Raw genomic sequence first — 19,553 nt, 5'->3', positions numbered from 1 at the left:
CGCGCGCATGACCGAAGCCCTGCTGGTGCTGGCGCTGCTGGCCGTGGCCGCCCAGGTGCAGAAGAAGCGCGAGCAGCAGCAGCGCGTGCAGCTGCTCGGCCGCTGCCTGCAGCCCTACCAGATCGAGCAGCAGATGGAGACGCTGATCGACGGCTACCTGCGCTGGCTGGGCGAGGCCGAGGCCGGGCGCGCGGCGCAGATCCGCGGCATGCTGGCCAGCACCGAGCAGGCGCTGGCCGCGCAGTTCGAGCGCTTCGCCGCCGACGTGGCCAAGATCGCGGCGCCGCAGGCCCAGGTCAGCAAGCTGCCGCTGTGGATGCCCTGGGCGCAGCAGCTGCTGCCGCGCCGCCGGCTGTTCGACGTGCGCGAGGCCTTCGCGATCCACGCGCGCGGCATCGCCGAGGTCGCGGCCAACGCGCGCGGCCTGTCCGGGAAGGCGCAGGCGCGCCAGATGATGGCCGAGCTGCTGCTGATGCAGCACACCTGCCACTGGTTCTGCCGCTCCAGGGCCGTGGCCGACGCGCGGCTGGTGCTGCGGCACCAGACCTCCTGGCAGCAGGCGCTGGACGCGGCCTCGCCGGCCACGGCGCGCGACTACCGGGCGCTGCTGGCCGGGTATTGAGAGGAGGGGCGACCCCGCCGGCCCGGAAGCCGGTGGTGCGCCCGGATCAGCCCGCCAGCGCGAAGCGGTACACGCCGTCCGCGTCCAGGCTGCGCCGCAGCACGCCGTCGAACCACAGCTTGTGCAGATGCGCCACGGTCTCGCCCATCGCGAAGCCGGTCTGGTGCAGGTCCAGCGGGCGCTTGAACAGCACCGGCAGCAGGTCCATCGCCGCGCGCGGCCCGTGCGTGGCGCAGGCCTCGAGCACCTCGGCCAGGTGCTGGCGGTGGTGGTCGTGCAGCTGCCCGACGCGCGTGTGCAGGCCCAGGAACGGCTTGCCGTGCGCCGGCAGCGTCAGCGTGTCCTGCGGCAGCGCGCGGAACTTGTCGATCGAGTCCAGGAACAGCTGCAGCGCGTTGGCCTCGGGCTCGTTGGCGTAGACGCTGACATTGGTCGAGATGCGCGGCAGCATCATGTCGCCGCTGATCAGCACGCCGGCCTCGGGCGAGAAGAGCGCGATGTGCTCGGGCGCGTGGCCGTAGCCGCTGATGCAGTGCCAGCGGCGGCCGCCGATGGTCAGCGCCATGCCGTCCAGCAGGCGCACGTAGTGCTGCGGCATGCCGTCCACCATGTCCGGGTAGAACTGCCGGCGCTCGCGCACCTGCCGCAGCCGCTCCTCGTCCAGCAGGCCGTGCCGGCGGAAGAAGGCCGCGGCCGCCTCGCCGCCGGTGCCGCCGGCGGCCAGCAGGTTCAGCCGCGCCACGTGGTAGTCGGTGGCGCTGATCCACAGCGGCGCGTTCCACCGGGTGCACAGCCAGTGCGCCAGGCCGATGTGGTCCGGGTGCATGTGGGTCACGACCACGCGCAGGACCGGCAGGCCGTCCAGCTGCGTGGCGAACACCTGCTCCCACTGCGCGCGGGATTCCTCGCGCGCGATGCCGCAGTCCACCACGGTCCAGCCGGCGCGGCCGTCGATCTCGTCGCGCAGCAGCCAGAGGTTGATGTGGTCCAGCACGAACGGCAGCGTCATGCGCAGCCACAGCACGCCATCGGCGACCGGCAGCGCCGCGCCCGGTGCCGGCAACTGGTCGCCGAACGGATAGTGCAGCTGGCTTTCGAGTGCGTTCATGGGAGAGAAAAGGAGGGAAGTCGCTGGTGGGACCGACGCGCGGTGCCGCGCCTGCGGGGATGCGCGGGGATTCTAGGAACGCCGCCCCGATCCGGCTGTCACCTGTGCGCGCCGGTCGCCGCCGGCGCGACTGGCGCGAACCTTGCACAATCCACGAGTTTGCTGCGGCGCAGCAGACACCGCCCTTCCCAGCCCTGCAAGGAATGACCAACGATGGCCGCATCGCTAGACAACCTGCTCGCCAACAACCGCGCCTGGGCCGCCCGCGTCGAACGCGAGCGGCCCGGCTTCTTCACCAGCCTGATGGCGCAGCAAAAGCCGCGCTACATGTGGATCGGCTGCGCCGACAGCCGCGTGCCGGCCAACGAGATCACCGGCCTGGACCCGGGCGAGGTGTTCGTGCACCGCAACGTGGCCAACGTGGTGGTGCACTCGGACCTGAACGCGCTGTCCACGATCCAGTTCGCCGTGGAGCACCTGCGGGTGGAGCACATCATGGTCACCGGCCACTACGGCTGCGCCGGCGTGCGCGCCGTGCTGCTCGGCCAGCGCATCGGCCTGGCCGACAACTGGCTGGCCCACATCGGCGACCTGCGGCTACGCCACCGCAAGCGCATCGACCACCTGCCGCCCGAGCGCCAGCACGACGTGCTGTGCGAGATCAACGTGATCGAGCAGGTCGGCAACGTGGCGCTGTGCACCGTGGTGCAGGATGCCTGGGCGCGCGGCCAGCAGCTCACCATCCACGGCTGGTGCTACGGCCTGAGGGACGGCCTGGTCAACGACCTGAAGGTCAGCGTGGACCACCCCGACATGGTGATCGACACCTTCCGCGACGCGATCAAGCGCTACCCGCGCGCCGACGGCGCGGTGCAGCCGGACGAGGACGAGGAAGAATAGGCCTCCGCAGCATCCATCGAGACAAGGAGACGGCATGGCCCCGCACGCGCAAGACCCCATCGTGATCCTCGGCGCCGCGCGCACGCCCATGGGCGGCTTTCTCGGCGACTTCGCCAGCCTCGCGGCGCACGACCTGGGCGGCGTGGCGATCAAGGCCGCGGTCGAGCGCGCCGGCGTCGCGCCCGCATCGGTCGGCGAGGTGCTGTTCGGCAACTGCCTGATGGCCGGCCAGGGCCAGGCGCCGGCGCGCCAGGCCGCGTTCAAGGGCGGGCTGCCCCAGAGCGCCGGCGCCGTCACGCTGTCCAAGATGTGCGGCTCGGGCATGCAGGCGGCCATCATGGCCCACGACATGCTGCTGGCCGGCACGCACGAGGTCATGGTCGCCGGCGGCATGGAGAGCATGACCAACGCACCCTTCCTGCTGCCCAAGGGCCGCCGCGGCATCCGCATCGGCCACGACCGCATCTTCGACCACATGATGCTCGACGGCCTGGAGGACGCCTACGAGCTCGGCCGCTCGATGGGCACCTTCGGCGAGGACTGCGCGGCGCGCTACGGGTTCACGCGCGAGCAGCAGGACCGCTTCGCCATCGCCAGCGTGCAGCGGGCCCAGGACGCCACGCGGTCCGGCGCGTTCCGGGCCGAGATCGCGCCGGTCGCCGTTCCGGGCCGCGGCGGCGACACCGTGGTCGACGTGGACGAGGGCCCCGGCAAGATCCGGCTCGACCGGATTCCCGCGCTCAAGCCCGCGTTCCGCAAGGACGGCACGATCACCGCCGCCTCCAGCTCGTCGATCAACGACGGCGCCGCCGCGCTGGTGCTGGCGCGCGCGTCCACGGCCGAGCGCCTGGGCGCCCGGCCCGTCGCGCGCATCGTGGCCCACGCGATGCACGCGCAGGCGCCCGAATGGTTCGCCACCGCGCCCGTGGGCGCCACGCGCAAGGCGCTGGCCAAGGCCGGCTGGGGCGTGGCCGACGTCGACCTGTGGGAGATCAACGAGGCCTTCGCCGTGGTGCCGATGGCGCTGATGGCCGACCTGTCCCTGCCGCACGACATCGTCAACGTGCACGGCGGCGCCTGCGCGCTGGGCCATCCGATCGGCGCCAGCGGCGCGCGCATCGTGGTCACGCTGATCCATGCGCTGCAGGCACATGGCAAGCAGCGCGGCCTGGCCACGCTGTGCATCGGCGGCGGCGAGGCCACGGCGCTGGCGCTGGAGCTGGTCTGAAAAGGTGTGAGCGGACCGCGCACGCCCGCGCGAGGCCCGATGGCCACCTGCCTCCTGCACCCCCGCCGCTGCCCGTGCCTCGCCTCGCGAGGCCGCACGCGGGTGTCGTACCCGCCAGGGCGGCGGCCTGCGCTTGCGCCTGCGCCCAGCCGCGCCCCGTCGTGGCCGCGGCCGGTCCATTCACACCTTCTGACGCGGGGCACCGCCGGGCCGCTTCGCACGGAGACATCCCCATGCTGCTGACCCCCGACCAGGAAGCCATCCGCGAGGCCGTGCGCGCCTTCGCGCAGGCCGAGCTGTGGCCCCACGCCGCGCAGTGGGACCGCGACCACCACTTCCCGAAGGCCGCGCACCAGGGCCTGGCCGCGCTCGGCGCCTACGGCATCTGCGTGCCCGAGGCCTACGGCGGCGCCGGCCTCGACTACCTGACGCTGGCCCTGGTGCTGGAGGAGATCGCCGCCGGCGACGGCGGCACCAGCACCGCGATCAGCGTGACCAACTGCCCCGTCAACGCCATCCTGATGCGCTACGGCAGCGCGGCGCAGCAGCAGCGCTGGCTCGTGCCGCTGGCGCGCGGCGAACTGCTGGGCGCCTTCTGCCTGACCGAGCCGCACGTGGGCAGCGACGCCTCGGCGCTGCGCACCACCGCGCGGCGCGACGGCGGCGGCTGGGTGCTCGACGGCGTCAAGCAGTTCGTCACCAGCGGGCGGAACGGCCAGCTCGCCATCGTCATCGCGGTGACCGACAAGGGCGCCGGCAAGCAGGGCCTGAGCGCCTTCCTGGTGCCGACCGACACGCCCGGCTACACGGTGCTGCGGCTGGAGGACAAGCTGGGCCAGCACAGCAGCGACACCGCGCAGGTCCGCTTCGAGCACTGCCGCGTGCCGGCCGACCACCTGATCGGCGCCGAGGGCGAGGGCTACCGGATCGCGCTCGGCGCGCTGGAGGGCGGGCGCATCGGCATCGCCGCGCAGAGCGTGGGCATGGCGCGCAGCGCGTTCGAGGTGGCGCTGGCCTATGCCAGGGAGCGCCAGAGCTTCGGCGTGCCGATCCTGCAGCACCAGGCCGTGGGCTTCCGCCTGGCCGACTGCGCGACGCAGATCGAGGCCGCGCGCCAGCTGGTCTGGCATGCCGCCAGCCTGCGCGACGCCGGCCGGCCCTGCCTGAAGGAGGCCGCCATGGCCAAGCTGTTCGCCAGCGAGATGGCCGAGCGCGTCTGCAGCGCCGCGATCCAGACGCTGGGCGGCTACGGGGTCGTCCGCGACTTCCCGGTCGAGCGCATCTACCGCGACGTGCGCGTGTGCCAGATCTACGAGGGCACGAACGACGTGCAGCGCATCCTCGTCACCCGGGCGCTGGCATGACGGCCTGCCCCTGCGGCCGGCTCGACGCGCGCCGGCGCCCGCTGGCCTATGCGGCCTGCTGCGGCCGCTACCTGGACGACTTCGGCGGCACGCCCGCGCCCGACGCCGAGTCGCTGATGCGCTCGCGCTACACGGCCTTCGTGCGCGAGCGGGCCGACTACCTGCTGGCGACCTGGCATGCGCGCCATCGCCCGGCGCGGCTGGACTTCGAGCCGGGCGTGCGCTGGCTGGGCCTGCAGGTGCAGGCGCACCGGCCGGCCGGCGCCGACCGGGCCGAGGTGGCGTTCGTGGCACGCTACCGCGACGCCGGCGGCCGGGCCCACCGGCTGCAGGAGCGCAGCCGCTTCGTGCGCGAGGCCGGGCGCTGGTACTACCTCGACGCCGCGGCCTGACCGCCGCCCGGCGTGCCGCGGCGCAGCATGGTCCAATCGCGGCATGCGATTCGAGGCCATCCTTTTCGACTGCGACGGCGTGCTCGTCGATTCCGAACCCATCACCCACGGCGTGCTGGTCCAGATGCTGGGCGAGCGCGGCTGGCGGCTCAGCCCGGAGGAGTGCATGCGCATCTTCATCGGCAAGGCCGTCCGCGACGAGGCGGCGCGGATCGAGCGCGAGACCGGCCAGCCGCTGACGCAGGAATGGCTGCAGGCGTTCTGGGCGCGCCGCAATGCGGCGCTGGCGCGCGATCTCGCGGCCGTGCCCGGCGCGCCGGCGGCGGTGCGTGCGCTGCACGCGGCCACCGGCGGGCGCATCGCCTGCGCTTCCGGGGCCGACCGCGGCAAGGTCGAGCTGCAGCTGGGCAAGGTCGGCCTGCTCGACTGCTTCGCGGGCCGCATCTTCAGCGGCCACGAGATGCCGCGCTCCAAGCCGCACCCGGACGTCTACCTGGCCGCCGCCGCGGCGCTGGGCGCGGACCCGCGGCGCTGCGCGGTGGTCGAGGACACGGTCACCGGCGTCGCGGCCGGCGCGGCCGCCGGCGCCACGGTGTTCGGCTACAGCCCGGGCGGCCCGGGCCACAGCCCGGCCGAGGCGCTGCGCGCCGCCGGCGCCGTGACGGTGTTCACCGACATGGCGCTGCTGCCCGGGCTGCTGCAGGAATGGTCGTACCCCTGCTCGGCGCAGGGCCGTACGGACCGGGCCGGCGGCCAGGCATAGACTGGCCGGCCGGCGCCGCATGGCGCGCGGGGCCCTGCGCCCCGCGGGCGGCGCCCGTCACCAGAGGAGACTCACATGACCCACAAGCCGATCCAGCTCGTCGTCCACGAGCCGCTGCCGGGCAGCTACGTCTGGGCGTTGATGGAGACCGACGACCGGGGCCGCGCCCAGCGCACCGTGCGCCGCAGCGAGGACAGCTACGACAGCTACGAAGGCGCGATGGCCGCCGGCTCGCACGCCCTGACCACGCTGCTGCAGCAGGGCGCCACGGCCTGACGGCTCATTCCTGCCGCGGCTCGCCGGTGTTCCAGGCCGGCAGCGTCCAGCCCGACCACCAGGCCACCAGCCGCAGCAGCGTGGCGCTGCCGGCCCCGGCGGCCAGCACCAGCCAGTCGTCCATGCGCAGCGCGTGGCCCAGCACCACCACCCAGCCGCCGGCGAACGCGCAGACGGCGTAGGGCTGGTGGTCGCTGAAGGCGCGCGGGATCTCGTTGCAGACGATGTCGCGCAGCACGCCGCCGAAGACGGCGGTCATCATCCCCATCAGCACCGCCACGATGGGCGGCATGCCGGCGGCCAGCGCGATCTGCGTGCCGTTGGCGGTGAACAGGCCCAGGCCCAGCGCGTCCGGCCACAGGATGGCGCGTTCGGTGGCCGCGAAATGCCGCGCGCGCATGAACAGCATGGCCGCCGCGCACAGCGCGAGCAGCCCCCACAGCCAGCCGGCGTGCTCGACCCAGAAGAACGGCCGGCGGTCCAGCAGCACGTCGCGCAGCGTGCCGCCGCCGAAGGCCGTCAGCCCGGCCACCACGCACACGCCCACCGCGTCGAGCCGCTTGCGCGCCGCCGCCAGCAGGCCCGAGGCCGCGAACGCCACCGTGGCCGCGGCCTCGATCGCGGTCTGCGCGGTGGACAGCGAAAGGACGTGGGCGAACGGCAGGGTGGGCATGGGCGGCGTGCGGCGGCGGGGCCGCCGATGGTAGCGCCGCGGCTCTCCGGGCTCCCGTATGGCCGGCCCGTGCAGCCCGTCCACCGGCGGCGCCGGCGCCTGGCACGATCTGCAACCATCGTGGCGCCCATTGCAGGCCGACTCGGGCTACGCTCGCGGCACTGCCTCATCGCGCGGAGAACCCGTTCCATGCCAGCCCTGGAGACCAAGCTCAACGTCCGCTCGGCGGACTTCCAGTCCAACGCCGAGGTGCTGCGCGCCGCGGTGGCGGACCTCCAGGCCAGGCTGGCCCAGGTGGCGGAGGGCGGCGGCGCCGCCGCGCGCGCCAGGCACACCGCGCGCGGCAAGCTGCTGCCGCGCGAGCGCGTGCAGCTGCTGCTGGACCCGGGCACGCCGTTCCTGGAGCTGTCGCCGCTGGCGGCGCTGAACATGTACCCCGACGCGGGCGGCGGCGACAGCGCGCCCTGCGCCGGCCTGATCGCCGGCATCGGCCGCGTCAGCGGCGTGGAGTGCGTGGTCGTCTGCAACGACGCCACCGTCAAGGGCGGCACCTACTACCCGATGACGGTCAAGAAGCACCTGCGCGCGCAGGAGATCGCGCAGCAGAACCACCTGCCCTGCATCTACCTGGTCGATTCCGGCGGCGCCAACCTGCCGAACCAGGACGAGGTGTTCCCCGACCGCGACCACTTCGGCCGCATCTTCTACAACCAGGCCACCATGAGCGCGCAGGGCATCGCGCAGATCGCCGTGGTCATGGGCTCGTGCACGGCCGGCGGCGCCTACGTGCCGGCGATGAGCGACGAGTCCATCATCGTCAAGGAGCAGGGCACGATCTTCCTGGCCGGCCCGCCGCTGGTGAAGGCCGCGACCGGCGAGGTCGTCAGCGCCGAGGACCTGGGCGGCGGCGACGTGCACACGCGCCTGTCGGGCGTGGCCGACCACCTGGCGCAGGACGACGCGCACGCGCTGGCGCTGGCGCGCCAGGCCGTGGCCAGCCTGAACCGCCGGAAAGACCCGCAGATGGCGCTGCGCGAGAGCCGCCCGCCGCGCTACGCGGCCGAGGAGCTGTACGGCGTGATTCCGGCCGACACCCGCAAGCCCTACGACGTGCGCGAGGTCATCGCCCGCGTCGTCGACGACAGCGCGCTCGCCGAGTTCAAGGCCCGCTACGGCACCACGCTGGTCTGCGGCTTCGCCCACGTCGAGGGCATGCCGGTCGGCATCGTCGCCAACAACGGCGTGCTGTTCTCCGAGGCCGCGCAGAAGGGCGCGCACTTCATCGAGCTGTGCGGCCAGCGCCGGATCCCGCTGGTGTTCCTGCAGAACATCACCGGCTTCATGGTCGGCCGCAAGTACGAGAACGAGGGCATCGCGCGCCATGGCGCCAAGATGGTCACGGCCGTGGCCACGGCCAACGTGCCGAAGTTCACCGTGGTCATCGGCGGCAGCTTCGGCGCCGGCAACTACGGCATGTGCGGGCGCGCGTACTCGCCGCGCTTCCTGTGGATGTGGCCGAACGCGCGCATCGGCGTGATGGGCGGCGAGCAGGCCGCCAGCGTGCTGGCCACCGTCCGGCGCGACGGCATCGAGGCCCGGGGCGGGCAGTGGAGCGCCGAGGAGGAGGCCGCCTTCAAGGCGCCGATCCGCGCGCAGTACGAGCACCAGGGCCACCCCTACTACGCGACCGCGCGGCTCTGGGACGACGGCGTGATCGACCCCGCCGACACCCGGCGCGTGCTGGCGCTCGGCCTGTCGGCGGCGTTGAACGCGCCGATTCCCGCGCCGAAGTTCGGCGTGTTCCGCATGTGAGGAGAACTCCCGCGATGGCCATGCTCACCACCACCGTCCAGGACTTCGTCGCCACCGTCACGCTGGCGCGGCCGGACGTGCGCAACGCGTTCAACGACGAACTGGTCGCCGAACTCACGCAGGCCTTCGCGGCGCTCGGCCCGCGCGAGGACGTGCGCTGCATCGTGCTGGCCGCGCAGGGCAAGGCCTTCTGCGCCGGTGCCGACCTGGGCTGGATGCGCCGCATGGCCGACTACACCCGCGCCGAGAACCTGGCCGACGCGGGCAAGCTGGCCGAGATGCTGCGCGTGCTGTACGCCTGCCCCAAGCCCACGATCGCGCGCGTGCAGGGCGACGCCTACGCCGGCGGCACCGGGCTGGTGGCGGCCTGCGACATCGCCGTCGCCAGCGACACGGCGGGCTTCTGCCTGTCCGAGGTCAGGCTGGGCCTGATCCCGGCCACCATCAGCCCCTACGTGGTCCGCGCCATGGGGCCGCGCGCGGCGCACCGCTACTTCCTGACGGCCGAGCGCTTCGACGCGGCGGAGGCGCTGCGCATCGGCTTCGTGCATGCGGTGGTGCCGGCCGCCGCGCTGGACGCCCGGGTGGCCGAGCTGGCGCAGGCCCTGGTCCACGCCGGCCCGGCGGCCGTGCAGGCCTGCAAGCAACTGGTGCAGGACGTGGCCGGCCGCGCCATCGACGCCGCGCTGATCCAGGCCACGGTGGAAGGCATCGCCGACATCCGCGCCAGCGCCGAGGGGCGCGAGGGCGTGCAGTCGTTCCTGAACAAGCGCGCGCCGGCCTGGCTGCCGCCGCGCTGAAGCCATCCCCGCTGTGACCATGGACACGCTGACCCACTGGTGGAACGCATTCGCCGCCTGGCTGGGCGTGGCGGCCGGGCAGGCCGGGCACGCCGTGCAGGCCGGCACCCAGGCGCTGGACCTGGCGCAGCTGCTGGCGCTGGCCGGCGTGCTGGGCTGGGCCAGCGGCATCCGGCTCTACGCCGTGGTGTTCCTGGTCGGCATGGCCGGCTGGCTGGGCTGGCTGCCGCTGCCGCAGGGCCTGCACGTGCTGCAGCACCCGGCCATGCTGGCGGCCAGCGGCTGCATGCTGTTCGTGGAGTTCTTCGCCGACAAGATCCCGGGCCTGGACTCGCTGTGGGACGCCGTGCACGCGGTCATCCGCATCCCGGCCGGCGCGGCGCTGGCGGCCGGCGTGTTCGGCGCCGACAGCGCGACCATGGGCGCCGTGGCCGCGCTGCTCGGCGGCTCGCTGGCGGCGACCGCGTTCGCGACCAAGGCGACCACGCGCGTGGCGGCCAACGCCTCGCCCGAGCCGTTCTCCAACCTGGGCCTGAGCCTGCTGGAGGACGGGCTGGTCGTGGCCGCCGTGTGGCTGGCGACGCACCATCCCCTCGTGTTCGGCATCTGCCTGCTGCTGGCGCTGGTGCTGAGCGCGGTGCTGCTGGTGGTGCTGTTCCGGTTCCTGCGCCTCGTGGCGCGCAGGCTCGCCGGGCTGTTCGCGCGCACCGCGCCCCTGCAAGGACGTTGAGACATGTTCCAGAAGATCCTGATCGCCAACCGCGGCGAGATCGCCTGCCGCGTCGCCGCCACCGCGCGCCGCATGGGCGTGCAGACCGTCGCCGTCTACTCCGACGCCGACGCCGACGCCCAGCACGTGCAGGCCTGCGACGAGGCCGTGCACATCGGCGCCAGCGCGCCCCAGGACAGCTATCTGCGCTGGGAGCGCATCCTGGCGGCGGCCCGGGCCACGGGCGCCGAGGCCGTGCATCCCGGCTACGGCTTCCTGAGCGAGAACGAGGACTTCGCCCGCGCCTGCGCCGAAGCCGGCCTCGTCTTCATCGGCCCGCCCGCCTCGGCGATCCAGGCGATGGGCCTGAAGGCCGCGGCCAAGCGGTTGATGGAGCAGGCCGGCGTGCCGCTGGTGCCGGGCTACCACGGCAGCGCGCAGGACGAGGCGCTGCTGGCGCGCGAGGCCGCGCGCATCGGCTACCCCGTGCTGATCAAGGCCAGCGCCGGCGGCGGCGGCAAGGGCATGCGCGCGGTCGACCGGGCGGAAGACTTCGCGGCCGCGCTGGCCGCGTGCCAGCGCGAGGCGCTCAGCAGCTTCGGGGACGGCGCGGTGCTGGTCGAGAAGTACGTGCAGCGCCCGCGCCACGTCGAGATCCAGGTGTTCGGCGACGTGCATGGCCAGGTCGTCCACCTGTTCGAGCGCGACTGCTCGGTGCAGCGCCGCCACCAGAAGGTGCTGGAGGAGGCGCCCGCGCCCGGCCTGACGGCGGCGCTGCGCCAGCGCATGGGCGAAGCCGCCGTGGCCGCCGCGCGCGCGGTCGGCTACGTCGGCGCCGGCACGGTGGAGTTCATCGTCGAGCAGCGGCCGGACGGCGCGATGGACTTCTTCTTCATGGAGATGAACACCCGGCTGCAGGTCGAGCACCCGGTGACCGAGGCCATCACCGGGCTGGACCTGGTGGAGTGGCAGCTGCGCGTCGCCGCCGGCGAGCCGCTGCCGCTGCGCCAGGACCAGCTGCGCATCCAGGGCCATGCGATCGAGGCGCGCATCTGCGCCGAGAACCCGGACCAGCAGTTCCTGCCCGCCACCGGCACGCTGCACGCCTACCGGCTGCCGCAATGCGTGCATTTCGAACGCGGCCCGGTGCGGGTGGACTCGGGGGTGCGCGAAGGCGATGCGATCCCGCCGTTCTACGACTCCATGATCGCCAAGCTGATCGTGCACGGCGACACGCGCGAGCAGGCGCTGGCGCGGCTGGACCAGGCGCTGGCCGCGATGCGCGTGGTCGGCGTGCAGAACAACGTGCAGTTCCTGCGCCGCGTGCTGGCCACCCGCGCGTTCGCGCAGGCCGACCTGGACACGGCGCTGATCCAGCGCGAGCAGGCGCAGCTGTTCGGCCAGGAGCCGGTGGACCTGCCGCTGGCGCTGGCCGGCGCCGTGGCGCAGACGCTGCTGGCCGAGCAGGCGGCGCCCTCCGGCGGCTGGGCCGATCCCTGGAGCCGCGGCGACGGCTGGCGCGCCTACGCGCCGATGGTGCGCCGCTTCGACTGGCGGTTCGGCGGCCGGGAAGGCAGCGCCGAACTGCGCGTCGCCCACGACGGCCGCCTGCAGTTGGCGGCCGTCGAGGCCGTCGGCACGCTGGCCTTCGCGCCGCGCGCCGACGGCCGCGTGGACCTGCAGTTCGCCGGCCGCCGCATGGCCGTCGGCCTGGTGCGCCAGGGCGAGACCGTGCACGTGTTCACGCCCGGCGGCGCCGCGCAGGTCGTGCTGCCCGACCGGCTGGCCCATGCCGGCGAGCACGCCGGCGAAGACGGCCGGCTGACCGCGCCGATGCCCGGCAAGGTGGTCTCGTTCGCGGTCCGGGCCGGCGACAAGGTCGCCAGGGGCCAGGCCCTGGCCGTGCTGGAGGCCATGAAGATGGAACACACCATCGCCGCGCCGGCCGACGGCACGGTCGCCGAGCTGCTGTACGCGCCCGGCGACCAGGTGGCCGAGGGCGCGGCGCTGCTGACGCTGGCGGCGTAGCGGCTAGCATGGGCGGCTTTGCGGCACGAAAGGTCCGATCCCATGCGCATCACCGTCTGCCTGACCGGCAACAAGCCCGAGCCCTGGGTGCAGGGGCTGCAGCAGGCCCTGCCCGAGGCCGAGGTGCTGGCCTGGGCGCCCTGCCAGCCGCCGGCCGACTACGCCGTGGTCTGGGCGCCGCCGCAGGGCTTCGTCGACGCGCAGCCGGGCCTGAAGGCGCTGTTCAACATCGGCGCCGGCGTGGACGCGCTGCTGCAGCTGGCGATTCCGCCCGCGGTGCGCATCGTGCGGCTGGACGACGCCGGCATGTCGGTGCAGATGGCCGAGTACGTGTGCCACGCGGTGATCCGCCACTTCCGCGAGTTCGACGCCTACGAGGCCGAGGCGCGCGCCGGCCGCTGGACCTACCGCGCGCCGCGCGAGCGGGCGGACTTTCCGGTCGGCATCCTGGGCCTCGGGGTGCTGGGCGGGCGGGTCGCGCAGGCGGTCGCGCAGTTCGAGTTCCCGGTGCTGGGCTGGAGTCGCTCGCGCAAGCAGATCGACGGCGTGCGCTGCTTCGCCGGCGAGGCGCGGCTGGGCGACTTCCTGGTCGGCACGCGCATCCTGGTCAACCTGCTGCCGCTGACCGACGCCACGCGCGGCATCCTGAACCGCACCACGCTGTCGGCGTTGCGGCGCGGCGGCTACCTGATCAACATCGCGCGCGGCGGCCATCTGGTCGAGGACGACCTGATCCCGCTGCTCGACAGCGGCCATCTGTCCGGCGCACTGCTCGACGTGTTCGAGGCCGAGCCGCTGCCGGCCGGCCATCCGTTCTGGACGCACCCGAAGATCGGCATCACGCCGCACGCCTCCGCGCGCACGCTGCGCACCGAGTCGATCGCGCAGATCGCCGGCAAGATCCGGGCGCTGGCGCGCGGGGAAGAGGTCGCGGGGGTGGTCGATCCGGAGCGCGGGTACTGAGCGGCGCCGAGGCCCTGCTGCCGCGCGCCGGTTCCGATACTCGACCGGCCGATGCGGTGGCGCGCGATGCGCTAGGCTCTCGGGCTCGCCTGCATTTCCAGCCCGAAAGAGTCCCGCCATGAAGCTCCCCGCCCGCGTGAAGATCGTCGACGTCGGACCGCGCGACGGCCTGCAGAACGAAAAGCAGCCCGTGCCGGCGGAGGTCAAGATCGGCCTGGTGCAGCGGCTGCAGGACGCCGGGCTCGCGGAGATCGAGGTCACCAGCTTCGTCAGCCCCAAATGGGTGCCGCAGATGGCCGACGCCGCCGCCGTCATGCACGGCATCCGGCGCCGGGCCGGCGTGCGCTACTCGGTGCTGACGCCGAACCTGCAGGGCTTCGAGGCGGCCGTCGCCGGCCCGCGCGCCGAGTGGCCCGACGAGATCGTCGTGTTCGGCGCGGCCAGCGAGGCCTTCAGCCGCAGGAACATCAACTGCTCGATCGCCGAGAGCATCGGGCGCTTCGCGCCCGTGGCCGATGCCGCGCGCGCCCGCGGCATCGCCGTGCGCGGCGCGATGTCGTGCACCGTGGGCTGCCCCTACGAGGGCGAGATCGCGCCCGGCAAGGTGGGCTACCTGGCGCGGCTGATGAAGGACATCGGCGTCGAGCGCGTCGACGTGGCCGACACCATCGGCGTCGGCACGCCGCGCGCGGTGCAGGCGGCCCTGGAGGCCACGCTGGCGCACTACGACGTCGACCACGTCTCCGGCCATTTCCACGACACCTACGGCCAGGCGCTGTCCAACACGCTGGCGGCGCTGGCGCTGGGCGTGTGGAACTTCCAGTCCTCGGTCGCCGGCCTGGGCGGCTGCCCCTACGCCAAGGGCGCGACCGGCAACGTGGCCACCGAGGACGTGGTCTACATGCTGCACGGCATGGGCATCGAGACCGGCATCGACCTCGACGCGCTGATCGATGCCGGCGTCTACATCAGCCAGGCCTTGGGCCGCGAGCCGCACTCGCGCGTGTCCAAGGCCATCCGTACGAAGAAGGAGAGTTGACATGGCGTTGGACGTCTGGCTGGCCTATTGCCTTGCGGCCTGGGCCATCGCGCTGTCGCCGGGTTCGGGCGCGGTGCTGAGCATGAGCCACGGCCTGGCTTACGGCGTGCGCCGCACCACGGCCACCATCGTGGGGTTGCAGATCGGGCTGGCGTTCACGCTGCTGGTGGCGGGCGTGGGCATCGGCGCGCTGCTGATGGCCTCGGCCACGGCCTTCCTCGTGGTCAAGATCGTCGGCGCGGCCTACCTGCTGTGGCTGGGCTGGCGCCAGTGGCGCGCGCCGGTGGCGGCCGAAGCCGCGGGCCTGCCGTTCGGCGAGGCCACGCTGTCGGTCCGCGAGCGCGTGCTGCGCGGCGCGCTGACCAACATGACCAACCCCAAGGGCATCGTCTTCATGGTGGCCGTGCTGCCGCAGTTCATCGACCCGGCGCGGCCGCTGTGGCTGCAGCTGCTGGTCCTGCTGGCCACCACCGTCGCGGTCGACATGGTCGTGATGCACGGTTACGCCTGGCTGGCCGCGCGGCTGCAGCGGCTGCTGCGCAGCGCCCGCGCGCGCCGCTCGCAGAACCGGGTGTTCGGCGGCGTGCTGATGGCCATGGGCGCGAGCCTGCTGCTGGTCAAGCGGGTGGTCCACTGATGTGCGGCGCCGAAATCGCGGCATGGCCGCAGGGTGTGCAGCGCGTCGCGCGCGCACTGCAGGCGGCCGGCCACGCGCATGCGCCGCAGCTGCTGGACGACGCCGCGCGCACCGCGCAACAGGCGGCCGACGCGCTGGGCGTGGCGATGGGCCAGATCGCCAAGAGCATCGTCTTCCGGCGCAAGGGCGACGACGCGGCGGTGCTGGTGGTGACCTCGGGCGACCGCCGCGTGGACGAGAAGAAGGTCGACGCGCTGGTCGGCAAGACCGGCCGCGCCGATGCGGACTTCGTCCGGGCCAGGACGGGCTTTGCGATCGGCGGCGTCGCGCCGCTGGCGCATGCCACGCCGCCGGTCACGCTGATCGACCGCGAGCTGTTCCGCTTCGAGGAGATCTGGGCCGCGGCCGGCCATCCGCACGCCGTGTTCCGGCTGCGGCCGCAGGACCTGGCGGCGCTGACCGGCGGCGCGCCCGTGGCCGACGTCGTGGTGCAGGCGCCGTGACGCCGGCCCAGGCCCTGCTGCGCCGCGGTCCGCGCCTGCTGGCCGCGAACGGCGCTGTCGGCTCGCCCTGCGTGTCGGTCTGCCGCATGGGGGCCGACGGCCTGTGCGAAGGCTGCCTGCGCCGCCTGGACGAGATCGCCGGCTGGTCCGGCATGGACGACGCCGCGCGCCGCGCCGTCTGGGCCCGCATCCTCGAACGCGCGCGCAGGGCCGTGGCATGAAACGCATCGACTTCTATCTCGACTTCCTGTCGCCCTACGCCTACCTGGCGTTCGAGACGCTGCCGCAGGCGCTCGACGGCCTGAGCTACCACGTCAGCTACAAGCCGGTGCTGCTGGGCGCTTTGCTGCAGGCGCACGGCCTGCGTGGGCCGGCCGAGATCCCGGCCAAGCGCGCCTTCGTCTACCGCCAGGTGCTGTGGCTGGCGCAGCAGCACGGCGTGCCCATGGACCTGCCGGCCGAGCACCCGTTCGCGCCGCTGGCGCTGCTGCGCCTGGCCCTGGCCTGCGGGCCCGGCCCGCAGCCCAACCGTCATGTCTGCGAGACCGTGCTGCGCCACGTGTGGCGCGGCGGCGCGCCTGCCGACGACCCGCAGCGGCTGCAGGCCCTGGCCGCGCAGCTGGCGCCGCGCCGCGATCCCGCCGGCGCGGAGGTCAAGGCCGTGCTGCGCGCCAACACCGACGAGGCCGTCGCGGCAGGCGTGTTCGGCGTGCCGTCCCTGGTCGTGGACGGCCGGGTGTTCTGGGGCCTGGACGCGCTGCCGATGCTGCGGGCCTGCCTGCAGGACGATGCCTGGTTCGCGTCCGGCCTGTGGGAATCGGCGCCGGAGCGGCCGTCGGCGCTGGATCGCCGGCCGTCCTGAACGGGCCGCTCCACATCCCGCAACGGGGTCTGCGGGTTACTACCCAATTTGTAAGAACTTGTTGGCCCGACGTCAGAGACGGGTCAGTGCGCGCTCGAAGAATGCACGCGTGCTCCCGCGTCGGGGGCTGCATACAAGGAGACAGCCATGGCAACGGCAACGCAAGCGGGCGGGGGGGCGGCGCAGGCCAGCCGCCCGATGACCAAGGAAGAGCGCAAGGTCATCCTGGCATCGTCCATCGGGACGGTGTTCGAGTGGTACGACTTCTACCTGTACGGCACGCTGGCCGTGATCATCGGCAACCAGTTCTTCTCGGCGCTGGACCCGGCGTCGCGCACCATCTTCTCGCTGCTGGCATTCGCCGCCGGCTTCATCGTGCGGCCGTTCGGCGCGCTGGTGTTCGGGCGGCTGGGCGACATGATCGGTCGCAAGTACACCTTCCTGGTCACGATCCTGATCATGGGCCTGTCGACCTTCATCGTCGGCCTGCTGCCCGGCTACGCCAGCATCGGCGTGGCCGCGCCCGTCATCCTGATCGTACTGCGCATGCTGCAGGGCCTGGCGCTGGGCGGGGAGTACGGCGGCGCCGCCACCTACGTGGCCGAGCACGCGCCGCCCGGCAAGCGCGGCTTCTACACCTCGTGGATCCAGACCACGGCGACGCTGGGCCTGTTCCTGTCGCTGCTGGTGATCCTGGGCGTGCGCACCGCCACCGGCGAGGCGGCGTTCGCCGAATGGGGCTGGCGCATCCCGTTCCTGGTCTCCATCCTGCTGCTGGCGGTGTCGGTCTACATCCGGCTGTCGATGAACGAGTCGCCGGCCTTCCTGAAGATGAAGTCCGAGGGCAAGGTGTCCAAGGCGCCGCTGTCCGAGTCCTTCGGCCAGTGGCGCAACCTGAAGATCGTGATCCTGGCGCTGATCGGCCTGACGGCGGGCCAGGCCGTGGTCTGGTACACGGGCCAGTTCTACGCGCTGTTCTTCCTGACCGGCCAGCTCAAGCTGGATGGCGCCACGGCCAACATCCTGATCGCGATCGCGCTGCTCATCGCCACGCCGTTCTTCGTGATCTTCGGCAGCCTGTCCGACCGGATCGGCCGCAAGCCCATCATCCTGGCCGGCTGCCTGCTGGCCGTGCTGACCTACTTTCCGGTGTTCAAGGCGCTGACCAACGCGGTCAACCCCGACCTGGCCGCGGCCCAGGCCAAGAACCAGGTGGTCGTGACGGCCGATCCGAACGAGTGCTCGTTCCAGTTCAACCCCACCGGCACGTCCAGGTTCACGAGTTCCTGCGACATCGCCAAGCAGGTGCTGTCGGCCAGCTCGGTCAGCTACGAGAACGTCGCCGGCCCGGCTGGCGCGCCGGCCACGATCAAGATCGGCGAGCAGCTCATCACCAGCTACAGCGCCGCCGGCCTGCCGGCCGACGAGCTGAAGGCCAAGGACGCCGCCTTGAAGAAGGCCGTGGCCGACGACCTGAAGGCCGCCGGCTACCCGGCCAAGGCCGACCCGGCCAAGATGAACACCTTCATGGCCGTGCTGATCCTGGTCTACTTGGTGATCCTGGTGACCATGGTCTACGGCCCGATCGCGGCCATGCTGGTGGAGATGTTCCCCACGCGCATCCGCTACACCTCGATGAGCCTGCCCTACCACATCGGCAACGGCTGGTTCGGCGGCCTGCTGCCGGCCACGGCGCTGGCCATCGTGGCGCAGACCGGCAACATGTACAGCGGCCTGTGGTACCCCATCGTGGTGGCGGCGATCACGCTGGTCGTCGGCACGCTGTTCGTGCGCGAGACCAAGGACAACGACATCTACGCGAACGACTGACGCGGTCCGCGGCGGATGAAGAAAAGCCCGGCGTCGCCGGGCTTTTTTACGGGGCGCGCAGGTTCACGCTTGTGGCGCGCGCCGGGCCCGCCGGCTCAGGCAGGCCGCGACGATGCCGGCCAGCGCCAGCGCCAGCGTCGCGGGCTCGGGCACTTCCGCCGTGGCTTCGGGTTTTTGGTTCTGGTTCTGTCCGGCAGTGCCCTTTCCCGGGGTGGGTTGCGGCCCGGGCTGCCGCTCGACCAGGGGACCGGCAGGCGCCGATTCCGCGAACGGATCCTGTGCGGACGGCAACGGGGGCATCCGCCTGGCGTCCTGCGGTTCGTCGCCATGCAGGTCTTCGGCCTGCGGCCCGCCACGCTGCAGGGCACCGGCGATGGGGCCGGCGAACGCGACGGGCAGCATGGCGACCGGCAGCGCAGACGGCGCCTCGGTGGTGGCGGGGGCGTCGCCCGCACGTGGCGCCGCGGGCGCCCGGGCGCCTGTCGGCGCGGCCGGCGCGTCGTCCGCTGCCAGCGTCAGGACCGGCAGCGACGCGTCCGGCACTTCGCTGCGCCCGAGGATCTGCGCTGCCGGCGGCGCCAGCCGGCCCAGCGCCGCGGCGACGGGCGACGCGATGCCGCAGCCCGACGGCAGCTTGGGGGCAACGGCCACCGGCGGCGCGGCCCGCGGGCGCGGGCGTGGGCGCACGGCCTTGCGGGCGGCGACCGGCACCGGCACGGCCGTTCCCGTGTCCGCGCGCACCACGGGCTTCGGCCGGACCACGCGCGGCTTGCGCGGCGCGGCGGGCGCCACGGCGGCCACGCCGGGGACGACGGTGCAGGGGTCCGGGGACATCAGCCCCCCGGCCGGAATTCCGGGCGGGGCCTTCGCGAATGCGGCGATGCTGGTGCACGCCGCCAGCAGGACGAGGGCGTTCCGGACGGCGAGGACACAGGGAGCGGTGGTCGACATGGCAGCCTTGATACAGAAGATGATCAAATGTTTCAATTTGTTTGCTCGAATTCTGTGCTGCTGCCCCGGATACATCGAGAAACAAAATCACAC

At 73.1% G+C, this 19,553-nt stretch carries 21 protein-coding genes; 18 read left to right on the top strand and 3 right to left on the bottom strand.

The annotated features are described in order from the left end of the window. The first annotated feature begins 7 nt into the window (after nt 1-7). Nucleotides 8-622 carry a hypothetical protein gene (locus tag QM782_RS05140; RefSeq protein WP_415201847.1) on the top strand — a complete coding sequence of 205 codons (615 nt, stop codon included), beginning with the start codon at nt 8-10 and terminating at the stop codon, nt 620-622. Between the two features lie 46 nt (nt 623-668). Here QM782_RS05140 and QM782_RS05135 read toward each other — a convergent pair whose 3' ends face one another. Continuing rightward, nucleotides 669-1,730, bottom strand: a complete 1,062-nt coding sequence (locus tag QM782_RS05135; protein ID WP_415201846.1) for an MBL fold metallo-hydrolase — start codon at nt 1,728-1,730, stop codon at nt 669-671. 213 nt (nt 1,731-1,943) lie between these two features. Between QM782_RS05135 and can the strand changes: the two genes are divergently transcribed. From can to QM782_RS05105, 6 genes are all read left to right on the top strand, one after another. Further along, nucleotides 1,944-2,630, top strand: coding sequence for a carbonate dehydratase (gene can / locus QM782_RS05130; protein WP_415201845.1), 687 nt, complete (start codon nt 1,944-1,946; stop codon nt 2,628-2,630). 34 nt (nt 2,631-2,664) lie between these two features. Continuing rightward, nucleotides 2,665-3,858: an acetyl-CoA C-acyltransferase gene (locus tag QM782_RS05125; RefSeq protein WP_415201844.1), complete on the top strand. Its 1,194-nt coding sequence runs from the start codon at nt 2,665-2,667 to the stop codon at nt 3,856-3,858. 233 nt (nt 3,859-4,091) lie between these two features. Beyond that, nucleotides 4,092-5,222, top strand: a complete 1,131-nt coding sequence (locus QM782_RS05120) for an acyl-CoA dehydrogenase family protein (protein ID WP_415201843.1) — start codon at nt 4,092-4,094, stop codon at nt 5,220-5,222. Beyond that, the gene (locus QM782_RS05115; RefSeq protein WP_415201842.1) at nt 5,219-5,614 is read left to right on the top strand and encodes a YchJ family protein; all 396 of its coding nucleotides are present in this window, start codon (nt 5,219-5,221) and stop codon (nt 5,612-5,614) included. The genes QM782_RS05120 and QM782_RS05115 overlap by 4 nt, the downstream gene beginning before the upstream one ends. A gap of 43 nt (nt 5,615-5,657) precedes the next feature. Then, on the top strand, nt 5,658-6,377 hold the full coding sequence (locus QM782_RS05110; RefSeq protein ID WP_415201841.1) for an HAD family hydrolase: 720 nt from the start codon (nt 5,658-5,660) through the stop codon (nt 6,375-6,377). A gap of 75 nt (nt 6,378-6,452) precedes the next feature. Then, nucleotides 6,453-6,653: a hypothetical protein gene (locus QM782_RS05105; RefSeq protein WP_415201840.1), complete on the top strand. Its 201-nt coding sequence runs from the start codon at nt 6,453-6,455 to the stop codon at nt 6,651-6,653. 4 nt (nt 6,654-6,657) lie between these two features. Here the strand turns inward: QM782_RS05105 and QM782_RS05100 are convergent, their stop codons facing one another. Next, nucleotides 6,658-7,326 (bottom strand): trimeric intracellular cation channel family protein, encoded by a 669-nt coding sequence (locus QM782_RS05100; protein WP_415201839.1) that lies wholly within the window; start codon nt 7,324-7,326, stop codon nt 6,658-6,660. 189 nt (nt 7,327-7,515) lie between these two features. Here QM782_RS05100 and QM782_RS05095 point away from each other — a divergent pair, with 189 nt between their 5' ends. The 11 genes from QM782_RS05095 (at nt 7,516) to QM782_RS05045 (ending at nt 18,509) form a co-directional block, all read left to right on the top strand. Beyond that, nucleotides 7,516-9,138 (top strand): carboxyl transferase domain-containing protein, encoded by a 1,623-nt coding sequence (locus QM782_RS05095; protein WP_415201838.1) that lies wholly within the window; start codon nt 7,516-7,518, stop codon nt 9,136-9,138. 14 nt (nt 9,139-9,152) lie between these two features. Then, complete coding sequence (locus tag QM782_RS05090; protein ID WP_415201837.1) at nt 9,153-9,938, top strand: enoyl-CoA hydratase/isomerase family protein; 786 nt, start codon at nt 9,153-9,155, stop codon at nt 9,936-9,938. A 19-nt stretch (nt 9,939-9,957) separates the two neighbouring features. Further along, complete coding sequence (locus QM782_RS05085) at nt 9,958-10,668, top strand: DUF4126 domain-containing protein (protein ID WP_415201836.1); 711 nt, start codon at nt 9,958-9,960, stop codon at nt 10,666-10,668. 3 nt (nt 10,669-10,671) lie between these two features. Then, nucleotides 10,672-12,675 (top strand): acetyl-CoA carboxylase biotin carboxylase subunit, encoded by a 2,004-nt coding sequence (locus QM782_RS05080; protein ID WP_415201835.1) that lies wholly within the window; start codon nt 10,672-10,674, stop codon nt 12,673-12,675. A 42-nt stretch (nt 12,676-12,717) separates the two neighbouring features. Next, nucleotides 12,718-13,638, top strand: a complete 921-nt coding sequence (locus QM782_RS05075; RefSeq protein WP_415201834.1) for a 2-hydroxyacid dehydrogenase — start codon at nt 12,718-12,720, stop codon at nt 13,636-13,638. 118 nt (nt 13,639-13,756) lie between these two features. Beyond that, nucleotides 13,757-14,677: a hydroxymethylglutaryl-CoA lyase gene (locus tag QM782_RS05070; RefSeq protein ID WP_415201833.1), complete on the top strand. Its 921-nt coding sequence runs from the start codon at nt 13,757-13,759 to the stop codon at nt 14,675-14,677. Nucleotide 14,678: 1 nt separating this feature from the next. Beyond that, entirely contained in the window at nt 14,679-15,314 is a 636-nt protein-coding gene (gene rhtB / locus QM782_RS05065; RefSeq protein WP_415201832.1) for a homoserine/homoserine lactone efflux protein, read from the top strand. Continuing rightward, nucleotides 15,314-15,817, top strand: a complete 504-nt coding sequence (locus QM782_RS05060; RefSeq protein ID WP_415201831.1) for a YbaK/EbsC family protein — start codon at nt 15,314-15,316, stop codon at nt 15,815-15,817. Before rhtB ends, QM782_RS05060 begins: the two co-directional genes overlap by 1 nt. Continuing rightward, entirely contained in the window at nt 15,814-16,038 is a 225-nt protein-coding gene (locus QM782_RS05055) for a DUF1289 domain-containing protein (protein ID WP_415201830.1), read from the top strand. The genes QM782_RS05060 and QM782_RS05055 overlap by 4 nt, the downstream gene beginning before the upstream one ends. Then, entirely contained in the window at nt 16,035-16,679 is a 645-nt protein-coding gene (locus tag QM782_RS05050) for a 2-hydroxychromene-2-carboxylate isomerase (RefSeq protein ID WP_415201829.1), read from the top strand. Before QM782_RS05055 ends, QM782_RS05050 begins: the two co-directional genes overlap by 4 nt. 147 nt (nt 16,680-16,826) lie before the next feature. Beyond that, complete coding sequence (locus QM782_RS05045) at nt 16,827-18,509, top strand: MFS transporter (protein WP_415201828.1); 1,683 nt, start codon at nt 16,827-16,829, stop codon at nt 18,507-18,509. Between the two features lie 63 nt (nt 18,510-18,572). On the opposite strand, the gene QM782_RS05040 is transcribed toward QM782_RS05045, so the two are convergent. After that, nucleotides 18,573-19,460 (bottom strand): PEP-CTERM sorting domain-containing protein, encoded by an 888-nt coding sequence (locus QM782_RS05040; RefSeq protein WP_415201827.1) that lies wholly within the window; start codon nt 19,458-19,460, stop codon nt 18,573-18,575. Between the last annotated feature and the right edge of the window lie 93 nt (nt 19,461-19,553).

Origin of the sequence: Pseudorhodoferax sp. (assembly GCF_047601025.1) — a bacterium.
GTDB lineage: Bacteria > Pseudomonadota > Gammaproteobacteria > Burkholderiales > Burkholderiaceae_C > Pseudorhodoferax.
The sequence above is the reverse complement of the archived record's forward strand: the minus strand, read 5'-3'. Positions and strand labels throughout refer to the sequence as shown.